General features: G+C 46.4%; 16 protein-coding genes. 15 read left to right on the top strand and 1 reads right to left on the bottom strand.

Annotated features, from left to right (window positions below):
- The first annotated feature begins 77 nt into the window (after window positions 1-77).
- The 4 genes from icmF to ACZ43M_RS25825 all read left to right on the top strand — a co-directional run bounded on the left by icmF (window position 78) and on the right by ACZ43M_RS25825 (window position 6,246).
- Entirely contained in the window at window positions 78-3,338 is a 3,261-nt protein-coding gene (gene icmF / locus ACZ43M_RS25840; RefSeq protein WP_464505375.1) for a fused isobutyryl-CoA mutase/GTPase IcmF, read from the top strand.
- Window positions 3,339-3,468: 130 nt separating this feature from the next.
- Window positions 3,469-3,654, top strand: coding sequence for a hypothetical protein (locus ACZ43M_RS25835; protein ID WP_464505374.1), 186 nt, complete (start codon window positions 3,469-3,471; stop codon window positions 3,652-3,654).
- Between the two features lie 136 nt (window positions 3,655-3,790).
- Complete coding sequence (gene rpoE, locus ACZ43M_RS25830) at window positions 3,791-4,375, top strand: DNA-directed RNA polymerase subunit delta (RefSeq protein WP_464505373.1); 585 nt, start codon at window positions 3,791-3,793, stop codon at window positions 4,373-4,375.
- A 275-nt stretch (window positions 4,376-4,650) separates the two neighbouring features.
- A complete protein-coding gene (locus ACZ43M_RS25825; RefSeq protein ID WP_464505372.1) occupies window positions 4,651-6,246 on the top strand; it encodes a CTP synthase in 1,596 nt (531 codons plus the stop codon).
- Between the two features lie 699 nt (window positions 6,247-6,945).
- Here ACZ43M_RS25825 and ACZ43M_RS25820 read toward each other — a convergent pair.
- Complete coding sequence (locus ACZ43M_RS25820) at window positions 6,946-7,476, bottom strand: DUF2529 domain-containing protein (protein ID WP_464505371.1); 531 nt, start codon at window positions 7,474-7,476, stop codon at window positions 6,946-6,948.
- 215 nt (window positions 7,477-7,691) lie between these two features.
- Between ACZ43M_RS25820 and ACZ43M_RS25815 the strand changes: the two genes are divergently transcribed.
- From ACZ43M_RS25815 to prmC, 11 genes are all read left to right on the top strand, one after another.
- Window positions 7,692-8,069 (top strand): response regulator, encoded by a 378-nt coding sequence (locus tag ACZ43M_RS25815; RefSeq protein ID WP_464505370.1) that lies wholly within the window; start codon window positions 7,692-7,694, stop codon window positions 8,067-8,069.
- A gap of 311 nt (window positions 8,070-8,380) precedes the next feature.
- The gene (locus ACZ43M_RS25810) at window positions 8,381-9,235 is read left to right on the top strand and encodes a class II fructose-bisphosphate aldolase (protein WP_464505369.1); all 855 of its coding nucleotides are present in this window, start codon (window positions 8,381-8,383) and stop codon (window positions 9,233-9,235) included.
- 114 nt (window positions 9,236-9,349) lie between these two features.
- On the top strand, window positions 9,350-10,000 hold the full coding sequence (gene fsa, locus ACZ43M_RS25805) for a fructose-6-phosphate aldolase (protein ID WP_464505368.1): 651 nt from the start codon (window positions 9,350-9,352) through the stop codon (window positions 9,998-10,000).
- Between the two features lie 246 nt (window positions 10,001-10,246).
- Window positions 10,247-11,533: a UDP-N-acetylglucosamine 1-carboxyvinyltransferase gene (locus ACZ43M_RS25800; protein ID WP_464505367.1), complete on the top strand. Its 1,287-nt coding sequence runs from the start codon at window positions 10,247-10,249 to the stop codon at window positions 11,531-11,533.
- Between the two features lie 95 nt (window positions 11,534-11,628).
- Window positions 11,629-12,588: a class II fructose-bisphosphatase gene (gene glpX, locus ACZ43M_RS25795; RefSeq protein WP_464505366.1), complete on the top strand. Its 960-nt coding sequence runs from the start codon at window positions 11,629-11,631 to the stop codon at window positions 12,586-12,588.
- A gap of 338 nt (window positions 12,589-12,926) precedes the next feature.
- Window positions 12,927-14,192 (top strand): transcription termination factor Rho, encoded by a 1,266-nt coding sequence (gene rho, locus ACZ43M_RS25790; protein ID WP_464505365.1) that lies wholly within the window; start codon window positions 12,927-12,929, stop codon window positions 14,190-14,192.
- A 308-nt stretch (window positions 14,193-14,500) separates the two neighbouring features.
- Window positions 14,501-14,713, top strand: coding sequence for a 50S ribosomal protein L31 (gene rpmE / locus ACZ43M_RS25785; protein ID WP_464505364.1), 213 nt, complete (start codon window positions 14,501-14,503; stop codon window positions 14,711-14,713).
- Window positions 14,714-14,831: 118 nt separating this feature from the next.
- Entirely contained in the window at window positions 14,832-15,449 is a 618-nt protein-coding gene (locus tag ACZ43M_RS25780; RefSeq protein WP_464505363.1) for a thymidine kinase, read from the top strand.
- Window positions 15,450-15,720: 271 nt separating this feature from the next.
- On the top strand, window positions 15,721-16,227 hold the full coding sequence (locus ACZ43M_RS25775; protein ID WP_464505362.1) for a hypothetical protein: 507 nt from the start codon (window positions 15,721-15,723) through the stop codon (window positions 16,225-16,227).
- A gap of 619 nt (window positions 16,228-16,846) precedes the next feature.
- A complete protein-coding gene (gene prfA, locus ACZ43M_RS25770) occupies window positions 16,847-17,920 on the top strand; it encodes a peptide chain release factor 1 (RefSeq protein ID WP_464505361.1) in 1,074 nt (357 codons plus the stop codon).
- A complete protein-coding gene (prmC, locus tag ACZ43M_RS25765) occupies window positions 17,913-18,782 on the top strand; it encodes a peptide chain release factor N(5)-glutamine methyltransferase (RefSeq protein ID WP_464505360.1) in 870 nt (289 codons plus the stop codon). Before prfA ends, prmC begins: the two co-directional genes overlap by 8 nt.
- Window positions 18,783-18,786: the final 4 nt, after the last annotated feature.

Here is an 18,786-nt window from a genome sequence, read left to right as displayed (position 1 = left end):
CAGCAGAACCGTCCCCGTGGAGCACCCGTGGAGCACCCGTGGAGCGTGGAGCACGAAAAACAAGGGGGACCAAGTGGATGAGCACAACGGGAAAGTATAAGCCGAAGTATCATATTCGTTTTGTGACGGCGTCTAGTTTGTTTGATGGTCACGATGCTTCGATTAATATTATGCGGCGCATTCTTCAAGCAAGCGGGGCTGAGGTGATTCACCTCGGTCATAACCGTTCGGTTGAAGAGGTAGTGAACGCCGCGATTCAAGAGGACGTGCAGGGGATTGCGATTTCCTCCTATCAGGGCGGACACGTCGAATACTTTAAATATATGTACGATCTACTCCAAGAAAAAGGCGCACCACATATCCGCATTTATGGCGGGGGCGGCGGTGTCATCATTCCAAGGGAAATCAACGAGCTGCATGAATACGGCATTGCCCGGATTTTCTCGCCGGAAGACGGACGTTTACTTGGACTGCAGGGCATGATTGACCTAATGATTAAGGAATGCGATTTTTCAACAGTCACCACAGAAACAATCCCAGAACAAATTGAAAAACTGCCATCAGGCAATACGAATGCGATTGCCAAGCTAATCACGCTGGCTGAAAACCATGTCGACCTGACAAATGAAGCAGCGGCAACAGCGGAACAAGTTCTTGAAAAAGTAAAATCGTTGGAAAAATCAATTCCGGTGATCGGCATTACCGGAACGGGCGGTTCCGGAAAAAGCTCGCTCACAGACGAGCTGATTCGCCGCTTCATCAACGAATTTCCGAATAAAAGAGTTGCCATTCTGTCTGTCGACCCGACGAAACAAAAGACGGGCGGAGCGCTCCTAGGCGACCGCATCCGGATGAACGCAATTTTTTCACCAAACGTTTATATGCGCAGCCTGGCAACGCGTGCCTCTAAATCTGAATTGTCACTAGCCATTAAGGATGCGGTGGCGGTCACGAAGGCTGCCGGTTTTGACCTCGTCATCGTCGAAACCTCCGGAATCGGCCAGGGCGACGCCGGGATTACCGAAATCTGTGATGTTTCCCTGTACGTAATGACAAGCGAATTCGGGGCACCGTCGCAGCTGGAAAAAATCGATATGATTGATTTTGCCGACCTGATTGTCATCAACAAATTCGAGCGTAAGGGCTCGGAGGATGCCCAGCGCCAAGTGCAGAAGCAGTACCAGCGCAGCCATCTGTTGTTTGAAAAAGACCCATCACAAATGCCGGTGTACGGCACGATTGCCAGCCAGTTTAACGACCCTGGCACGAACGCCCTGTTTGCCGCCCTTGTGGAAACGATCAACGAAAAGGCAGGAACCGATTGGGTCACTTCCTATAGCAAGGACGCCAAAGTGGAAAAACAAAATATCATTATCCCGACAGACCGCCGTTATTACTTACGAGAAATTACCGAAACTGTCAGGGGCTATCATAAAAAGGCGGAACTGCAGGCAGACATTGCCCGAAAGTTGTTCCAACTAGAAGGTGCGATGGAGGCGGTCAAAGACCAGTCTGAAGTCGTTGCCGCCCTCCAAGCAGTAAAGCAGGAGACCGAAGCAAAATTGACACCGGAATCCAAACGCATTCTCGACACTTGGGAGCAAACAAAGCAAGCCTACTCCGGCGACCAATTCGTCACGAGAATCCGTGACAAAGAAATTATCACGATTTTAAAAACAACCAGCCTATCCGGCTTGAAGATTCCGAAAGTCGCCCTGCCGAAATACAAGGACTACGGTGAAATCCTGCGCTGGGTGTACCGTGAAAACGTGCCGGGCTCGTTCCCATACACCGCCGGGGTATTTCCGTTCAAGCGCGAAGGCGAGGATCCGAAACGCCAATTTGCCGGTGAAGGGACACCGGAGCGGACAAACCGCCGCTTCCACTATCTATCAAAGGATGACCCGGCCAAGCGCCTTAGCACGGCATTTGACTCTGTTACTCTGTACGGCGAAGACCCGGATTATCGTCCCGATATTTATGGAAAAGTCGGCGAGAGCGGTGTCAGCGTTTGTACGTTAGATGATATGAAAAAGCTCTATGACGGCTTTGACCTCTGCCATCCGTCGACTTCGGTCTCGATGACGATTAACGGACCAGCGCCGATTATCCTCGCGATGTTCATGAACACGGCAATTGACCAGCAGGTGAAGCGCAAAGAAGCGGAACTGTGCCGCGCGCTTACTGTCGAAGAATTTGCCGAAGTGCGCGCCTACACGTTAAAAACCGTCCGCGGTACGGTGCAAGCCGATATTTTAAAAGAGGACCAAGGCCAAAATACATGCATTTTTTCAACAGAATTTGCCCTAAGGATGATGGGCGATATTCAGCAATATTTCATCGACAATCAGGTACGCAACTACTACTCAGTGTCGATTTCCGGCTACCATATCGCCGAAGCGGGTGCCAATCCAATTTCGCAGCTGGCGTTCACACTGTCCAACGGCTTTACTTATGTGGAATATTACCTAAGCCGGGGCATGAATATTGATGACTTTGCACCGAACCTGTCTTTCTTCTTCTCCAATGGCCTTGATCCGGAATATACCGTGATCGGCCGCGTAGCCCGCCGCATTTGGGCAACGGTCATGCGTGAGAAGTACGGTGCCAATGAGCGCAGCCAAAAGCTGAAGTATCACGTGCAAACTTCCGGCCGTTCACTGCACGCTCAAGAAATTGATTTTAACGACATCCGCACCACGTTGCAGGCGTTAATGGCGCTGCAGGATAACTGTAACTCGCTGCATACGAACGCCTATGATGAAGCGATTACGACACCAACTGAAGAATCAGTGCGCCGCGCAATGGCGATTCAAATGATTATTACCAAGGAGCACGGCCTCACAAAAAATGAAAACCCGCTGCAAGGCTCGTTCATTGTGGAAGAGCTGACTGACCTTGTCGAGGAAGCGGTGCTTCAGGAATTTGACCGACTGAACGACCGCGGCGGTGTGCTTGGCGCTATGGAGACGCAGTATCAACGCGGCAAAATTCAGGATGAATCGATGTACTATGAAATGAAGAAACATACAGGCGAGCTGCCGATTATTGGCGTTAACACCTACTTGAATCCGAATCCTCCGTCCCAAGAGGAGATCGACAATATGGAATTGGCGCGGGCAACAACTGAAGAAAAAGAGCTTCAGATTCACAATCTGAGGACATTCCAGGAAACCCATGCTGATGAATCCGCAGCAGCCTTGAAACTGTTGAAGGAAGCTGCCGTCAGCGGCGGCAACATTTTTGCACAATTAATGGAAACCGTCAAAGTGGCAAGCCTTGGGCAAATCACCAGAGCCTTGTACGAAGTCGGCGGGCAGTACCGCCGCAATATGTAACAGTAAATATTAAGGATACCGGGCGGCGAATGCCCGGTACTTTTTTTGAAAAATATTTTCCAAAATTATGATATATCTTATATAATCAGGTTAGTATTTACCACGATGACGGTTGGGCAGGTGTCAACGTTTGAAAGTAAGTAAAATTATCATCATTCTCATCATTTCCGCCTGGCCACTTTATTATCTTTACGAGGTGCAACTGGGTGCGGTATCCTTTCTGTTGCTAGCAATCTTCTTTCTAGTGATCGCGATAAAAGAGATTAAAATGAGCAGGGAACAGGAAAATGAGCCCCCGGAGGAAAAAAACGAGTAAAACAGCAGTTGGAACTAGCATAAACCGGAAGAATTTGTTTATAATGAAGAATATGTTTAAATTTGGGGACAAATCCTGTATTTAGCCCGTTCATCACTCATAATAGAGTGTTAAATAGAGAAAGGAAGTGCCAAAATTGAGTTTAGCACAATACTCAAAAGAGGAGTTACAACAGTTATCCCTCATCGAAATGGCTTACGAATACATGAAAAATAGCAAGCAGCCGATTTCCTTCAATGAATTGGTCAGTGAAATTAAATCTGCTGTCGGACTTTCCGACCAAGAAATACGCTCTCGCCTGGCACAGTTTTATACGGACTTGAATGTCGATGGCCGTTTCCTGTCATTAGGGGAAAACCGCTGGGGACTTCGCGTTTGGTATCCGGTTGATACTCAGGAAGAAGAAGTAATTACACCAGTCAAACCGAAGAAGAAGAAGCTTAAGAAGGTTGTCGATGAAGACCTTGATGATTTCGATGAAATCGAAGACGAAGATTACGATGATCTTGACGAGTTCGATGATGAAGACGATCTGCTTGACGATGAAGAAGAAGTCTTTGATGAACTCGAAGAAGTCGACGATGAATTTGAAGAAGATGATGAGGTCCTAGAGGATGAAGAGGAATTCGACTTAGATGAAGACGAAGATCTTGATGAAGACCTCGAGGAAGAGGAAGAACTGGAATTAGATGAAGATGAGGATCTTGACGAAGACCTTTAATATGGTTTGCGGCCATGTGCCAGTCTCTTAAGTGGCAGATATCTAAATTGCAGGCTTGACTTTTTTTTCAGCCCCTTGTATCATCTTGTTTGGGCTCCTTAAAAAGGAACGAATGGATCTATTTAATATGCGCTCCCTTACATTACGTAAGTGGAGCGCTTTTTATTTTGGAAAAACCTTTATACTCGTGGGTTTTTTTATTTTTTGGGGAAATTTTAATAAAGTCCTTTAACAATCCAATTTATGCACAATCTATAGTTGAGGAGGAAAAATAAATGACAAAGTATATTTTTGTAACTGGCGGTGTTGTTTCATCACTTGGAAAGGGTATTACCGCCGCTTCCTTGGGACGATTATTGAAAAATCGCGGCCTGAAAGTAACGATTCAAAAATTTGATCCATACATAAACGTGGATCCGGGAACGATGAGCCCCTACCAGCACGGCGAGGTGTTCGTGACCGATGACGGTGCCGAAACCGACTTGGACTTGGGCCACTATGAGCGTTTTATTGATATTAATTTGAATAAGTACAGCAACGTGACAACCGGAAAAGTTTACTCATCCGTGCTTCGCAAAGAGCGCCGCGGTGACTATTTGGGGGCAACTGTTCAGGTCATTCCTCACATTACCAATGAAATTAAGGAGCGGCTCTTCCGTTCCGGCCAGGAAACGAATGCAGATGTAGTCATTACGGAAATTGGCGGGACTGTCGGTGACATCGAATCACTGCCATTTTTAGAGGCCATCCGCCAGGTTCGTAATGATATCGGCCGCGATAACGTGATGTACATTCATTGCACCTTGGTGCCTTACATCAGAGCGGCAGGCGAAATGAAGACAAAGCCGACGCAGCACAGTGTAAAAGAATTGCGCAGTCTTGGCATTCAGCCAAATATTATCGTGGTTCGGACAGAAATGGCGATGTCCCAGGATATGAAGGACAAAATTGCCCTATTCTGTGATATTGATGAAAAAGCAGTCATCGAATGCCAGGATGCCGAGACACTGTACTCCATTCCGCTAGCCCTTCAGGAGCAAGGAATGGACCAAATTGTGTGCGATCATTTGAAATTGGCGACAAATGACCCTGATATGACCGAGTGGAAGGCCTTGGTCGAAAAGGTGACAAATCTTTCTGGCAAAGTGCGCATCGGCCTTGTCGGAAAATATGTCGAGCTTCAGGATGCCTATCTTTCGGTTGTCGAGGCGTTAAAGCATGCCGGTTATGCATTTGATGCAGACGTTGAAGTGAAGTGGATTAATGCCAATGATGTAACCCGTGAAAACGCCGCTCAATTGCTTGACGATGTCGACGGAGTCCTTGTACCAGGCGGCTTTGGCGACCGCGGTGTGGAAGGGAAAATTGAAGCGACCCGTTATGCCCGTGAGACGAAAAAGCCATTCCTTGGCATTTGCTTAGGGATGCAGCTAGCAACGATTGAATATGCCCGCAACGTGTTGGGCTATGATGATGCGCATTCTTCCGAGTTTGTGCCGGATACAAAGCACCCAATCATTGATTTGCTGCCAGAGCAGAAGGATGTCGAGGACCTTGGCGGTACATTGCGGCTTGGCCTTTATCCTTGCCGCGTAACGGAAGGAACAAAAGCATTTGCGGCTTATGAAGAAAAAGTCGTCTATGAGCGCCACCGCCACCGTTATGAGTTTAACAATCACTTCCGTCAAGAGATGGAAGAGGCCGGCTTTGTGTTCTCAGGGACAAGCCCAGATGGCCGCTTAGTTGAGATTGTCGAATTGAAGGATCACCCATGGTTCGTGGCTTCCCAGTTCCATCCGGAGTTTATCTCCAGACCGAACCGTCCGCAGCCGCTCTTCCGCGACTTCGTAAAGGCATCGATTCAAAAATAATGTTTTTCATAAGAACAGTTCCCGTTTTCTTGCGGGGGCTGTTTTTTTATGACAAATAGCAATTAGTGGATTTCGGACTCCTGCTGCAAATAAGGATTCTATTCCGTTTCCTGGGCTTCTATGGGTGAAATAAAAAACGGCCCCCTAAAAGAGGCCGTCAGATAGTAACCGATTGTATAAATTTTTCTCATACACGTTATGAAAAGTGATCTTATAAGTATTTTTAACTCAAACATGTCATGAAAGGCGGTCTCATGACGCGTGACTCTGAATTTTTATCTCGGACACGTCATGAAAGGTGGTCTCATGACGCGAATGCCTGAATTTTTATCTCAAACATGTCATCAAAGGTGGTCTCATGACGCGTGACTCTGAATTTTTATCTCGGACACGTCATGAAAGGTGGTCTCATGACGCGAATGCCTGAATTTTTATCTCAAACATGTCATGGAAGGTAGTCCCATGACGCGAATGCCTAGATTTTTATCTCAAACATGTCATGAAAGGTGGTCTCATGACGCGAATGCCTAGATTTTTAACTCAAACATGTCATGAAAGGTGGTCTCATGACGCGAATGCCTGAACTTTTATCTCAAACATGTCATGAAAGGTGGTCTCATGACGTGAAAGCCTGAATTTATATCTCAAACACGTCATGAGAGGCGTTCCTCTTATAACAAGTTAAAAAAGTCGTTTCATTTATATCTCATATTCCGCTAGAATTTCATCTATATTAAATTTCAAGCCATAGTAGGTAAACAACGCCGCCATCGAGGAAGGAAAGCCAAAGCGATTGCCGAACTCGTCAGGCAGCAGGCCTTTGGTCAGGCGCAAATCAATATGGACATCGGCCAGCTGCGTTAATCCACCGTTCTCCTCGTCCATCACTGTAGAGACAGCTACGAAAGGAATACCTTGTTCTTGAAGCTGTTTCGCCAGATTGACAGCAGCTTCGTCGGTTGAAGTCCTTGAGATCAGCAGTACTCTGTCGGCTATTCCAAGCTCCGAAACGTCTGCTTTGTTTAGAACCTTTGCCCCTTTCAATGGCTCGACCCCATGTAACGCCTCGAATTCAACAGCTTTCATTTCATTGTCAGCATAGATATAGATGAAGCCATCGCCGGCAGGTGCTTGGGCCAGCAAGCGGGCTCCGTCTTCAAAGGAAAACTCCTCTTGTTCGGCAATTTTTTTAAAAACCCCAGTTAACTGGGTGGTAAACATTTTTAACATGAAAAAATTCTCCTTTCGGGCGCGAAGAACGACCCTAGTACATCAATAAAACGTGAAGTTAGCTCTACTTTATAGTATTTTTTGAACAAATTCAAAACTTCTTGCCATTTCCACAAAATAACACTAGTAAAAGGAAGGAGTTTTTTAAGATAGAGTAGAATTTATAAGAGATACTATACATAATTTGAATCTATTCACAGGGATGAGGTGGCTGTATGAAAGAGAAAGAGAAAATATTAATCGTGGACGATCAGTTTGGAATTCGCATTTTGTTAAATGAAGTTTTTCAAAAAGAGGGCTATCAAACCTTCCAGGCGGCCAATGGTGTTCAGGCATTGGAGATTGTCAAAAAGCACGACCCGGACCTTGTGTTGTTGGATATGAAAATCCCGGGCATGGATGGAATTGAAATTTTAAAACGAATGAAGGTCATCGACCCGGAAATCCGTGTCATTATCATGACCGCTTACGGTGAACTTGACATGATTCAAGAGGCGAAAGACTTGGGAGCCATCACACATTTCGCTAAGCCGTTTGACATTGACGACATCCGTGCTGCGGTTCGCAAGCACATTCCGCAAAAGGCAAACTGAGTATTGAAATAACGGGCTGGAGCCTCAAGCCTTAGGCTTTATCAAAAAAGCAACCTCTTTGGGGCTGCTTTTTTTCAAAAAAAGTGTGGGAACGCCTTCATTTTAAAATGGATTCGCTTTCATTATGACACTTTTCAAAACTGCGTCGGATTAATGGCATTTCACATTTTGTTTTGATATGATACATAGTGGAATTTAACTGGCCGGAATCTTTTTGGAATTGATACATATTCACTAAAATGGTGGGAAAACATGTATATGATGTCCCACATTCCAAAAAGATTAGCGACCGAATTTAAGGAGGAATTGAAATGCCTTTAGTTTCCATGACAGAGATGCTGAAAAAAGCGAAAGCGGAAGGCTATGCTGTTGGACAATTTAACATTAACAACCTGGAATTCACTCAGGCGATTCTTCAGGCTGCACAAGATGAAAAGTCCCCGGTTATCCTTGGGGTATCCGAAGGTGCAGGCCGTTATATGTCTGGCTTCAAAACCATTGTAAAAATGGTAGAAGGTTTAATGGAAGATTTAAAAATTACTGTTCCTGTAGCGATTCATCTGGACCATGGTTCCAGCTTTGAAAAATGTAAAGAAGCGATTGATGCAGGCTTTACTTCTGTTATGATTGACGCTTCACACCACCCATTTGAGGAAAATATTGAAATTACTTCTAAAGTAGTGGAATATGCTCACTCAAAAGGTGTTTCTGTTGAGGCAGAATTAGGAACAGTCGGCGGCCAGGAAGACGATGTTTCCGGCAGCATCATTTATGCTGACGCGCAAGAGTGTGTGGAACTTGTAAAACGCACTGGTATTGATACACTTGCACCAGCACTTGGTTCCGTTCACGGCCCATACAAAGGCGAACCAAACCTTGGCTTCAAAGAAATGGAAGAAATCGGCAACTTGACTGGCCTTCCATTAGTACTTCATGGTGGTACTGGTATCCCAACAAAGGATATCCAAAAGTCCATTTCATTAGGTACTGCAAAAATTAACGTCAACACTGAGAACCAAATCGCTTCTGCGAAAGTTGTTCGTCAAGTATTGGCTGAAAAACCAAACGAATACGATCCACGTAAATACCTCGGTCCAGCTCGTGACGCCATCAAAGAAACTGTTACTGGCAAAATGCGCGAATTTGGTTCATCAGGCAGAGCGTAAAAACGTTTTTTGGTATTTTCTTGTAATTATGATAAAATGGAGCCGCCCAAGCATAGGGCGGTTTCCGTATGTTGAAAATAGATTGAAAATTGAGTCGAAATGGGAGGAAGTACGATGAAATTTTTTATTGATACTGCGAATCTTGATGAAATCCGCGAAGCACACGAATTAGGGCTGCTGGCTGGTGTTACGACAAACCCGTCATTAGTGGCCAAAGAAAAAGGTGTGTCATTCCACGACCGCTTACGTGAAATCACCAGTCTCGTTCCAGGCTCCGTCAGTGCTGAAGTCATCGCCCTTGATGCAGAAGGCATGATTAAGGAAGGCCGCGAGCTGGCAGCCATCGCCCCTAATATCACCGTGAAAGTGCCAATGACCCCAGACGGACTGAAGGCGGTTCACGCTTTTTCAAAAGAAGGCATTAAAACAAACGTTACCCTAATCTTCAACGCCAACCAGGCATTGCTTGCCGCAAGAGCCGGTGCGACCTACGTATCGCCATTCCTTGGCCGTCTAGACGATATTGGCCAGAATGGGCTAGACTTAATCTCCACTATTTCAGAAATTTTTGTCGTTCACGGAATTGAAACCGAAATCATTGCGGCGTCCATCCGCCATCCGCTTCATGTTACGGAAGCAGCCTTACGCGGCGCGCATATCGCCACCATTCCATATAAGGTGTTAATGGGGCTTTGCAGCCATCCATTGACTGACAAAGGGATCGAAGCCTTCCTGAAAGACTGGAATTCCCGTACAGAAGCTTAAAAAAGGCAAAAGTTTTTCCATTTTTGAGGTAAATTTCTTTAATGGGTCTACAAGAAAATAATATTTTCGTGTAAACTAGAAAATAGGACAAACTGTCGGAATTTGACTATTTATGTTAGGAAAATATACCTTTGGTTATAATGATAAAACTTGCTCAGTGCCCGGTGAATTTTTTTAAAAAAATTTGCCATCTACCATCCAAAACAACGATTCAAGTTTTACATAAGACTTAGAAGGGAGTCGAAAATGGAAAAACTTAAAATTGCCGGCGGCTATCCGTTAAAGGGAACTGTTCGAATCAGCGGCGCGAAAAATAGTGCTGTGGCCCTGATTCCCGCCACCATTTTAGCTGAATCACCTGTAACAATTGAAGGACTGCCGCATATTTCAGATGTGGAAATTTTGAAGGATTTGCTGGAGGAAATCGGCGGCGAAGTCACGATTACCGATGAAGAAATGACTGTCGACCCTTCAACAATGATTTCGATGCCGCTGCCTAATGGCAAGGTTAAGAAGCTGCGAGCTTCGTATTATTTAATGGGCGCCATGCTTGGCCGCTTCAAAAAGGCGGTCATTGGTCTTCCGGGCGGCTGCCATTTGGGCCCGCGTCCGATTGACCAGCACATCAAGGGCTTTGAGGCACTTGGTGCGCAAATTACCAATGAGCAAGGCGCGATTTATTTGCGGGCGGACGAGCTTCGCGGCGCGCGAATTTACCTCGACGTTGTCAGTGTCGGGGCGACAATCAATATTATGCTTGCCGCTGTCCGTGCCAAAGGCCGGACGATTATCGAAAATGCCGCCAAGGAGCCGGAAATTATTGATGTTGCTACCCTGTTAACGAACATGGGGGCAAAAATAAAGGGTGCCGGAACCGATGTCATCCGCATCGATGGCGTTGACAGTCTGCATGGCTGCCGCCATACGATTATCCCTGACCGGATTGAGGCGGGCACGTATTTGATTCTCGGTGCGGCAATGGGCGAGGGTGTGTTAATTGATAACGTCATCCCGCAGCACATGGAATCATTAATTGCCAAGCTTCGCGAAATGGGCGTTAGTGTGGAAACCCGTGATGATCAAGTGTTTGTGACCGGTGGACCGAAATTGAAGGCAGTCGATATTAAAACGCTCGTTTATCCAGGATTCCCAACCGACCTTCAGCAGCCGTTTACTTCGCTGTTAACAAAAGCTACTGGGTCAAGCGTTGTAACCGATACCATTTATGGTGCCCGGTTTAAGCATATTGATGAGCTGCGCCGCATGAATGCCAACATTAAGGTCGAAGGGCGCTCAGCAATCATTAACGGACCTATTCAGCTTCAAGGCGCCAAAGTGAAGGCAAGCGACCTCCGGGCAGGTGCTGCGCTGGTGATTGCCGGGCTGATGGCTGAAGGAGTCACCGAGGTTACCGGGCTGGAACATATTGACCGCGGTTACAGCAATCTGGTTGAAAAATTAAACGGTCTCGGCGCTACAGTTTGGCGTGAAGCGTTAACTAACGAAGAAGTCGAGCATTTGAAGAACACATAATGAATAAATAGGCTATACTAATCCCTCCAATCTGTTATACAATTAGTGATGACGAAGTCTAGCGAAAGTATAATAGAAAATGGGGGGAATGAAGCATGGAAAGAAGTTTAACAATGGAGCTAGTTCGCGTTACAGAAGGGGCCGCCCTAGCTTCTGCGCGCTGGATGGGCCGCGGGAAAAAGGATGAAGCCGATGGTGCCGCGACCTCCGCTATGCGTGATGTGTTTGACACCGTTCCTATGAAAGGCACTGTAGTCATTGGTGAAGGAGAAATGGACGAGGCACCAATGCTGTATATTGGCGAAAAACTTGGAACTGGATACGGCCCGCGTGTCGATGTGGCCGTGGATCCGCTTGAAGGTACCAATATTTTAGCGTCCGGCGGCTGGAATGCCTTGGCCGTTTTGGCCGTTGCCGACCATGGAAACCTGCTTCATGCTCCGGATATGTATATGGATAAAATTGCAGTTGGCCCGGAAGCTGTTGGTCTGATTGATATTAATGCTCCTGTTATTGATAACCTGAGGGCAGTTGCGAAGGCGAAAAACAAGGACATCGAGGATGTAGTGGCAACGGTGCTGAACCGTCCCCGCCACGAGCATATCATCGCCCAGATTCGGGAAGCAGGCGCCAGAATTAAGCTGATTAACGATGGAGATGTTGCCGGTGCAATCAACACGGCATTCGATAATACCGGTGTGGATATTTTGTTCGGCTCAGGCGGTGCGCCGGAGGGCGTTATTTCAGCTGTTGCGTTGAAGTGTCTCGGCGGCGAACTGATTGGCAAGCTCCTGCCGCAAAATGATGCCGAGCTTGAGCGCTGCAAAAAGATGGGCTTAGATGTCAGCCGTATCCTAAGAATGGAAGACCTCGTCAAGGGTGACGACGCCATCTTTACGGCAACAGGCGTCACCGACGGCGAACTGCTGCGCGGCGTCCAATTCAAAGGCTCCTACGCATCGACACATTCCGTCGTCATGCGTGCCAAATCCGGAACTGTCCGCTTCATTGATGGCCGGCATAGCTTAAAGAAAAAACCAAATCTAGTCCTATAAAGATTGGCTGCGATTATGATAGGGTGTCAGGTACCAGGACCTCTAGCGCCTGACACCAATACTTATATAAACACGGTAAAAACAGCGATGGTGCCTGACACCAATTTACTTACTCCAAAAACCCTTCCAGTATGTATTTCCAACACTGTTAAAAAAATATGGTTGATTAATTTTTTGTAAAGAGGGTAAAATAGAAATTGTTTTGATTGTTTTTTCTGCTATTCTATTCATTTCTATTCACTTCAATTTCATTTCCTCGAATCTATTATTTTAACAATCATTTCTCGCCGTGATACATGAGCAGATCTGAAGGAAAAATTAAAAAGAGTGGTGTACACATGGACTTAACAATTTCAATTTTAGAAAATATGAAGCTGAAGGAGCTTTATGAGCTTGCACGCGAATATAAAGTGACCTACTACAGCAAATTAACGAAAAAAGAATTAATCTTTGCGATATTAAAATCCCGTGCCGAGCAGCAGGGCTATTTCTTCATGGAAGGCGTCCTTGAAATTATTCAATCAGAGGGCTTTGGTTTCTTGCGGCCGATCAACTATTCGCCAAGCTCGGAGGATATTTATATCTCAGCATCGCAAATCCGCCGTTTTGATTTGCGAAATGGGGACAAGGTGTCCGGAAAAGTACGCCCGCCGAAGGAAAACGAACGGTATTTTGGATTGCTTCATGTTGAAGCGGTAAACGGGGAAGATCCGGAATCGGCGAAGGAACGTGTTTACTTCCCGGCTCTTACACCGCTTTATCCGAACCGGATGATGCGTCTCGAAACGAATCAAAAGGCTTTGTCAACTCGGATTATGGATGTTGTGGCCCCGGTCGGCTTTGGCCAGCGTGGTCTGATTGTCGCACCGCCGAAAGCCGGTAAAACAATGCTATTAAAAGAAATTGCCAATAGTATTACGACAAATCATCCTGACGTAGAGTTGATTGTGCTGCTGATCGACGAACGTCCGGAAGAAGTAACGGACATCGAGCGTTCTGTTGCCGGTGATGTCGTCAGCTCGACATTTGATGAGGTTCCGGAAAACCACATTAAAGTCGCTGAACTTGTACTGGACCGCGCGATGCGCCTTGTTGAGCACAAGCGTGATGTCGTTATTTTAATGGATAGTATTACTCGTTTGGCCCGGGCCTACAACCTCGTGATTCCGCCAAGCGGCCGGACATTATCGGGTGGTATTGACCCGGCAGCATTCCATCGTCCGAAGCGCTTCTTCGGGGCAGCCCGTAATATTGAAGAGGGCGGCAGCTTGACCATCCTTGCAACCGCTCTTGTTGACACCGGTTCACGGATGGACGATGTCATTTATGAGGAATTTAAAGGGACCGGTAACATGGAATTGCACCTTGACCGTCAGCTGGCTGAGCGCCGGATTTTCCCTGCGCTGGATATTCGCCGCTCCGGAACACGTAAGGAAGAGCTGTTGATTCCGAAGGATCATCTTGACAAATTATGGGCGATTCGCAAGTCGATGTCCGATTCTCCTGATTTTGCCGAGCGCTTCTTGAAAAAGCTGCGTCAAACGAAGTCAAATCAGGACTTTTTTGACCAAATCGGCGAAGAATTGAAGGCGCGCCGGTCGTAGTTTTTTAAGTGAGTTTTTGGATAATCCTAAAAATCCCAACTTGCAAATCGCAGGGTCCCCTGTTATAATAACGTCAGTGTGTTTTTTGTAATTCAGTGTCTGCTTTTAAGACAGGCACTTTATCCCGCATTAACGGGCAGTAAGCCCACGTTGATGTTAAAAGAAATTACATTCTAGTGGGGGGCAACTGCCCGTAAAAGCCCGATTGGTTCAACTAACAATCAGTGGGTGAAAAAAATCCCACTGATTGAAGTTTCACTTTATATAACTCTGTTTCGAATGATTCAGGGCGGAAGGAGATGAAAAGAATGAAAGCAGGAATTCATCCAAATTATAAAACAGTAAAGGTGACTTGCGCATGCGGCAACACTTTCGAAACCGGATCAGTGAAAAACGAAATCCGCGTTGAGACTTGCTCTGAGTGCCATCCGTTCTATACTGGTCGTCAAAAGTTTGCTGAAGCAGGCGGACGTGTTGACCGATTCAACAAAAAATACGGCCTTAAGCAACAGCAACAATAATTTTGCACTTGAAACAGGCAAGCAGATTTTACTACTTGCCTGTTTTTTATTTTAAAATTTAGGTTGTACATATAATATATAGAGTACAGGGTTCGTAAGAGGAAGGAGACGCCGTTTTATGTATTTAATGAAGCAAACCGGATGGGTAGAGGTTATCTGCGGCAGCATGTTTTCTGGAAAATCGGAGGAATTGATTCGTCGCGTCAGACGCGCTCAATTTGCCAAGCAAAAAATTGCAGTATTTAAACCAAAAATTGATAATCGCTATAGCGACCAATCTGTTGTGTCCCATAATGGCTCTTCTTTTCATGCGCGGCCGATTTCTCATTCCATTGAGATACTGCATCATGTCGAGGCGGACATGGATATTATTGCGATAGATGAAGTTCAGTTTTTTGATGAGGGGATTGTCAGAGTCGTTCAGCAGCTCGCTAACAGCGGCCACCGCGTGATTGTCGCTGGACTTGACCAGGATTTCCGCGGCGAGCCATTCGGCCAAATGCCGGCATTAATGGCCATTGCGGAAACCGTGACAAAGCTGCAAGCTGTCTGCACTGTATGCGGCTCACCCGCTAGCAGAACTCAGCGCTTAATTGATGGCTATCCAGCCTCCTACCATGATCCAGTCATCTTGGTCGGAGCATCCGAGGCATACGAACCGCGGTGCCGCCATCATCATGAAGTTCCAAAAACCCCTATCAACCGTGTCGTACAAGCGGTAGAAGAAAACGTATAATGATGATTTGAAATATGGGTGTCAGGCTTCACCTTGTGATTGATTCACAAGGTGGAGCCTGACACCTTTTGTTGTTTTAGGACGGTGTATAGAACGGACATGGTGGTGCCTGACGCCGTTTGCTGAGTTGCGATTGTGTATAGATTGGAAATGGTGCCTGACACCCATTGCTGAGTTGCCACGGTGAATAGGTTAAAATGGGATGGAAGGAATTCACTTGTGGTGTTATGGTTCCCGAAGGGCATGATAGTAGTAATGGGAGGTGTTTTTTTTGAAGAAGTGGAAGTTTCTCTCGTTTATTATCGTGTTAGTGTTAGCGGTGGTGTCCGGGTGCCAGAAGGGGAATGATGCTGATGAGTCGGCCTATGATTTGGACAAGGACCGATCCGTGCCTAATTATATGGCCAACCGAGATGAGAACCGAACACCGGATTATATGACAAACCGTGGAAAAAATAAGCAGCACTATGTCGAGGACGATATTACCAATCAGAATCCGAATTTCCTTGACCTTGAGGGGACAGGAAGCGGCGGTGAAGCAGGTGCCAACAATCAAGGCAACGATATTAATCAAGCCAAGCAAGTAATTGCCGACACGGATGAATTTGTCACCGATTCTGTTTGGATCAACGGCGACCGTATGTGGGTTTCGGTTTATAAAAAAGGGATGCTGAAGGATCAAGACAAAATTGATGCGGAAGCAAGGCTGCATAAGAAGCTGGTTAAGGCTCTGCCACGCTATAATATCGAAGTTCGCGTACAGGAAGACCGTAGATAGCATGCTCTGGCGACCAGGGCATGTTTTTTTCGTGGGGATGTGAGGTTTACCGGACATTTTTGTGGATTTACTGGCGAATTTTCTTATGTTACCGGCGGGTTATTGTAATTTACCGGCAACTTTTGCAAATACCAGCAACCTTTTTGTTTTTACCGGCGACTTTGAGCGGTTTACCGGCGATCTTTCATGAGTTACCGGCGAATTTTAGCGGTTTACCGGCGGTTTTTCCAATTTACCAGCGAATTTTAGCAGTTTACCGGCAGGTTTATCCCTTTCCGGATCCCTATCAAATTTTACTGGCCCGATTTGGAGTTTTTCTGGTCATTATCGGGATATTTCTGGTCGTTTTTAAAATATACTGGTCTCTTTTCAACATTTTCTGGTCACTTTATAAAATATTCTGGTCAGTGAGCACAATTCTGAAAATTAAACCCGAATCCTGGACAACAATCCCCTCAATAATCCCACCAAACGAATTTGGTTTTGACTGTAGTATTCACCTATACTATAATTAGAATGTTATGGGTAAAAATAGCCGCAAACTGTGGTTACAAATAAATTTTTCCAAAAATGACTAATATATAATAGAAGCTCCCAACTAAATTTGAGGTGAATAACTGTGTTTGATCGTCTACAATCGGTGGAGGATCGCTATGAGCGGCTGAATGAGCTGTTGAGCGACCCGGAAATTATAAATGATACAAAAAAACTGCGTGACTATTCGAAAGAACAGGCGGATATGCAGGCTACTGTGCAAACGTACCGCCAGTATAAAGAAGCGAAAGCTCAGCTTCAGGACGCCAAAGCAATGCTTGAAGAGAAACTGGATGCGGAAATGCGCGATATGGTCAAAGAAGAGGTAAATGAGCTGGAGGCGTCAATCGAGGATCTTGAAGGCCAACTAAAGATCTTATTGATTCCAAAGGACCCGAACGATGATAAGAACGTCATTATGGAAGTCCGCGGTGCTGCGGGCGGCGAAGAAGCAGCGTTATTTGCCGGCACACTGTACCGTATGTACAGCCGCTATGCCGAAGCACAAGGCTGGAAAACTGAAGTCATCGACGCCAATGAAACTGGCCTCGGCGGCTATAAAGAGATTATTTTTATGATTACCGGCCAAGGCGCCTTTTCTAAATTGAAATACGAAAACGGCGCACATCGGGTGCAGCGTGTACCGGAAACGGAGTCTGGCGGCCGAATTCACACGTCAACCGCTACGGTGGCAGCCCTGCCGGAAGTCGAGGAATTCGATATTGAAATCCATGATAAAGACATCCGTTTTGATACGTTTGCATCAAGCGGCGCCGGCGGACAGAGCGTTAACACCACGATGTCGGCGGTGCGATTAACCCATATTCCGACTGGTATTGTGGCGACATCACAGGACGAACGGTCCCAGCATAAGAACAAGGATAAAGCGATGAAAATCCTGCGCGCACGGGTTTACGATAAATTCCAGCAGGAAGCCCAGGCCGAGTACGACCAAGTGCGGAAGTCTGCCGTTGGTACCGGCGATCGTTCCGAGCGAATTCGTACGTATAACTATCCGCAAAACCGGGTGACCGATCACCGTATCGGGTTAACGATTCAAAAGCTTGACCAGATTATCGAAGGCAAGCTAGATGAAATCATTGAAGCGTTAATCCTTGATGATCAGGCAAGAAGATTGGAAAACGCATCAAATGAGTAAGAAGGTATTTGAAGCTCTGAAATGGGCTTCTTCTTTTTTAGTTTCGAAGGGCCGGGATGAAAATGCCGGGGAGCTGCTGCTTCGTCATTTCACCGGAATGTCGCGGGCGCAGTTGTTTGCAAATATGCGAGAGGATTTGCAGCCCGACGTATGGGGGCAGTTCCAAAAAGCGGTCCACGAACATGGTGACGGGATTCCGGTCCAATATATCATCGGCAATGAGGAATTTTACGGGCGCACCTTCGTCGTCACGCCGGAAGTGCTCATCCCCCGGCCGGAAACGGAGGAACTGGTATACGGGACATTGCAAAGAATGAAAAGGCTATTTAGTGGCCAGGGCCAACTTAATGTTGTTGATATTGGGACGGGCAGTGGAGCGATTGCAATCACTCTTAAAATGGAGCAGCCTGCTATTAAGATGATGGCTACAGATATTGCAGAAGGATCACTTGATGTCGCTAGAGACAATGCTCGCCGGATGGGGGCCGATGTTGAATTCCTCCAGGGGGATTTGCTGCGGCCGCTTATCGCAGCTGGCACGAAGCTGGATGTGGTGGTGTCTAATCCGCCGTATATTCCTCTCAGCGATATGGAGACGATGTCCGAGGTGGTGACGGAGCATGAGCCGCATCGGGCGCTGTTCGCTGGGGATGATGGCCTTGATTTCTACCGCCAGTTTATGGTGGAGCTCCCGCAAGTGCTCCAGCCTAGCGCGCTCGTTTGCTTTGAAATTGGGGCCGGTCAGGGCGAAGCGGTAGCGGAGCTTTTTCGAAAAACCTTTGCTGACGTCAAAGTAGAGATCGTAAATGATATAAATGGCAAGGACCGAATGGTTTTTGCGGAGATTGGCTTCGGATTGTAATTCC

Source organism: Neobacillus sp. B24 (genome assembly GCF_055381825.1).
Note: the sequence above shows the minus strand (reverse complement) of the source record. Positions and strands in the feature narration are given on the sequence as shown.

Coding starts and splice junctions, on each gene's coding strand:
- ACZ43M_RS25800 (WP_464505367.1), top strand. CDS start 10,247: ATGGAAAAACTTAAAATTGCCGGCGGCTATCCGTTAAAGGGAACTGTT.
- ACZ43M_RS25780 (WP_464505363.1), top strand. CDS start 14,832: ATGTATTTAATGAAGCAAACCGGATGGGTAGAGGTTATCTGCGGCAGC.
- glpX (WP_464505366.1), top strand. CDS start 11,629: ATGGAAAGAAGTTTAACAATGGAGCTAGTTCGCGTTACAGAAGGGGCC.
- rpmE (WP_464505364.1), top strand. CDS start 14,501: ATGAAAGCAGGAATTCATCCAAATTATAAAACAGTAAAGGTGACTTGC.
- rho (WP_464505365.1), top strand. CDS start 12,927: ATGGACTTAACAATTTCAATTTTAGAAAATATGAAGCTGAAGGAGCTT.
- icmF (WP_464505375.1), top strand. CDS start 78: ATGAGCACAACGGGAAAGTATAAGCCGAAGTATCATATTCGTTTTGTG.
- prmC (WP_464505360.1), top strand. CDS start 17,913: ATGAGTAAGAAGGTATTTGAAGCTCTGAAATGGGCTTCTTCTTTTTTA.
- ACZ43M_RS25820 (WP_464505371.1), bottom strand. CDS start 7,476: ATGTTAAAAATGTTTACCACCCAGTTAACTGGGGTTTTTAAAAAAATT.
- ACZ43M_RS25825 (WP_464505372.1), top strand. CDS start 4,651: ATGACAAAGTATATTTTTGTAACTGGCGGTGTTGTTTCATCACTTGGA.
- fsa (WP_464505368.1), top strand. CDS start 9,350: ATGAAATTTTTTATTGATACTGCGAATCTTGATGAAATCCGCGAAGCA.
- ACZ43M_RS25810 (WP_464505369.1), top strand. CDS start 8,381: ATGCCTTTAGTTTCCATGACAGAGATGCTGAAAAAAGCGAAAGCGGAA.
- ACZ43M_RS25815 (WP_464505370.1), top strand. CDS start 7,692: ATGAAAGAGAAAGAGAAAATATTAATCGTGGACGATCAGTTTGGAATT.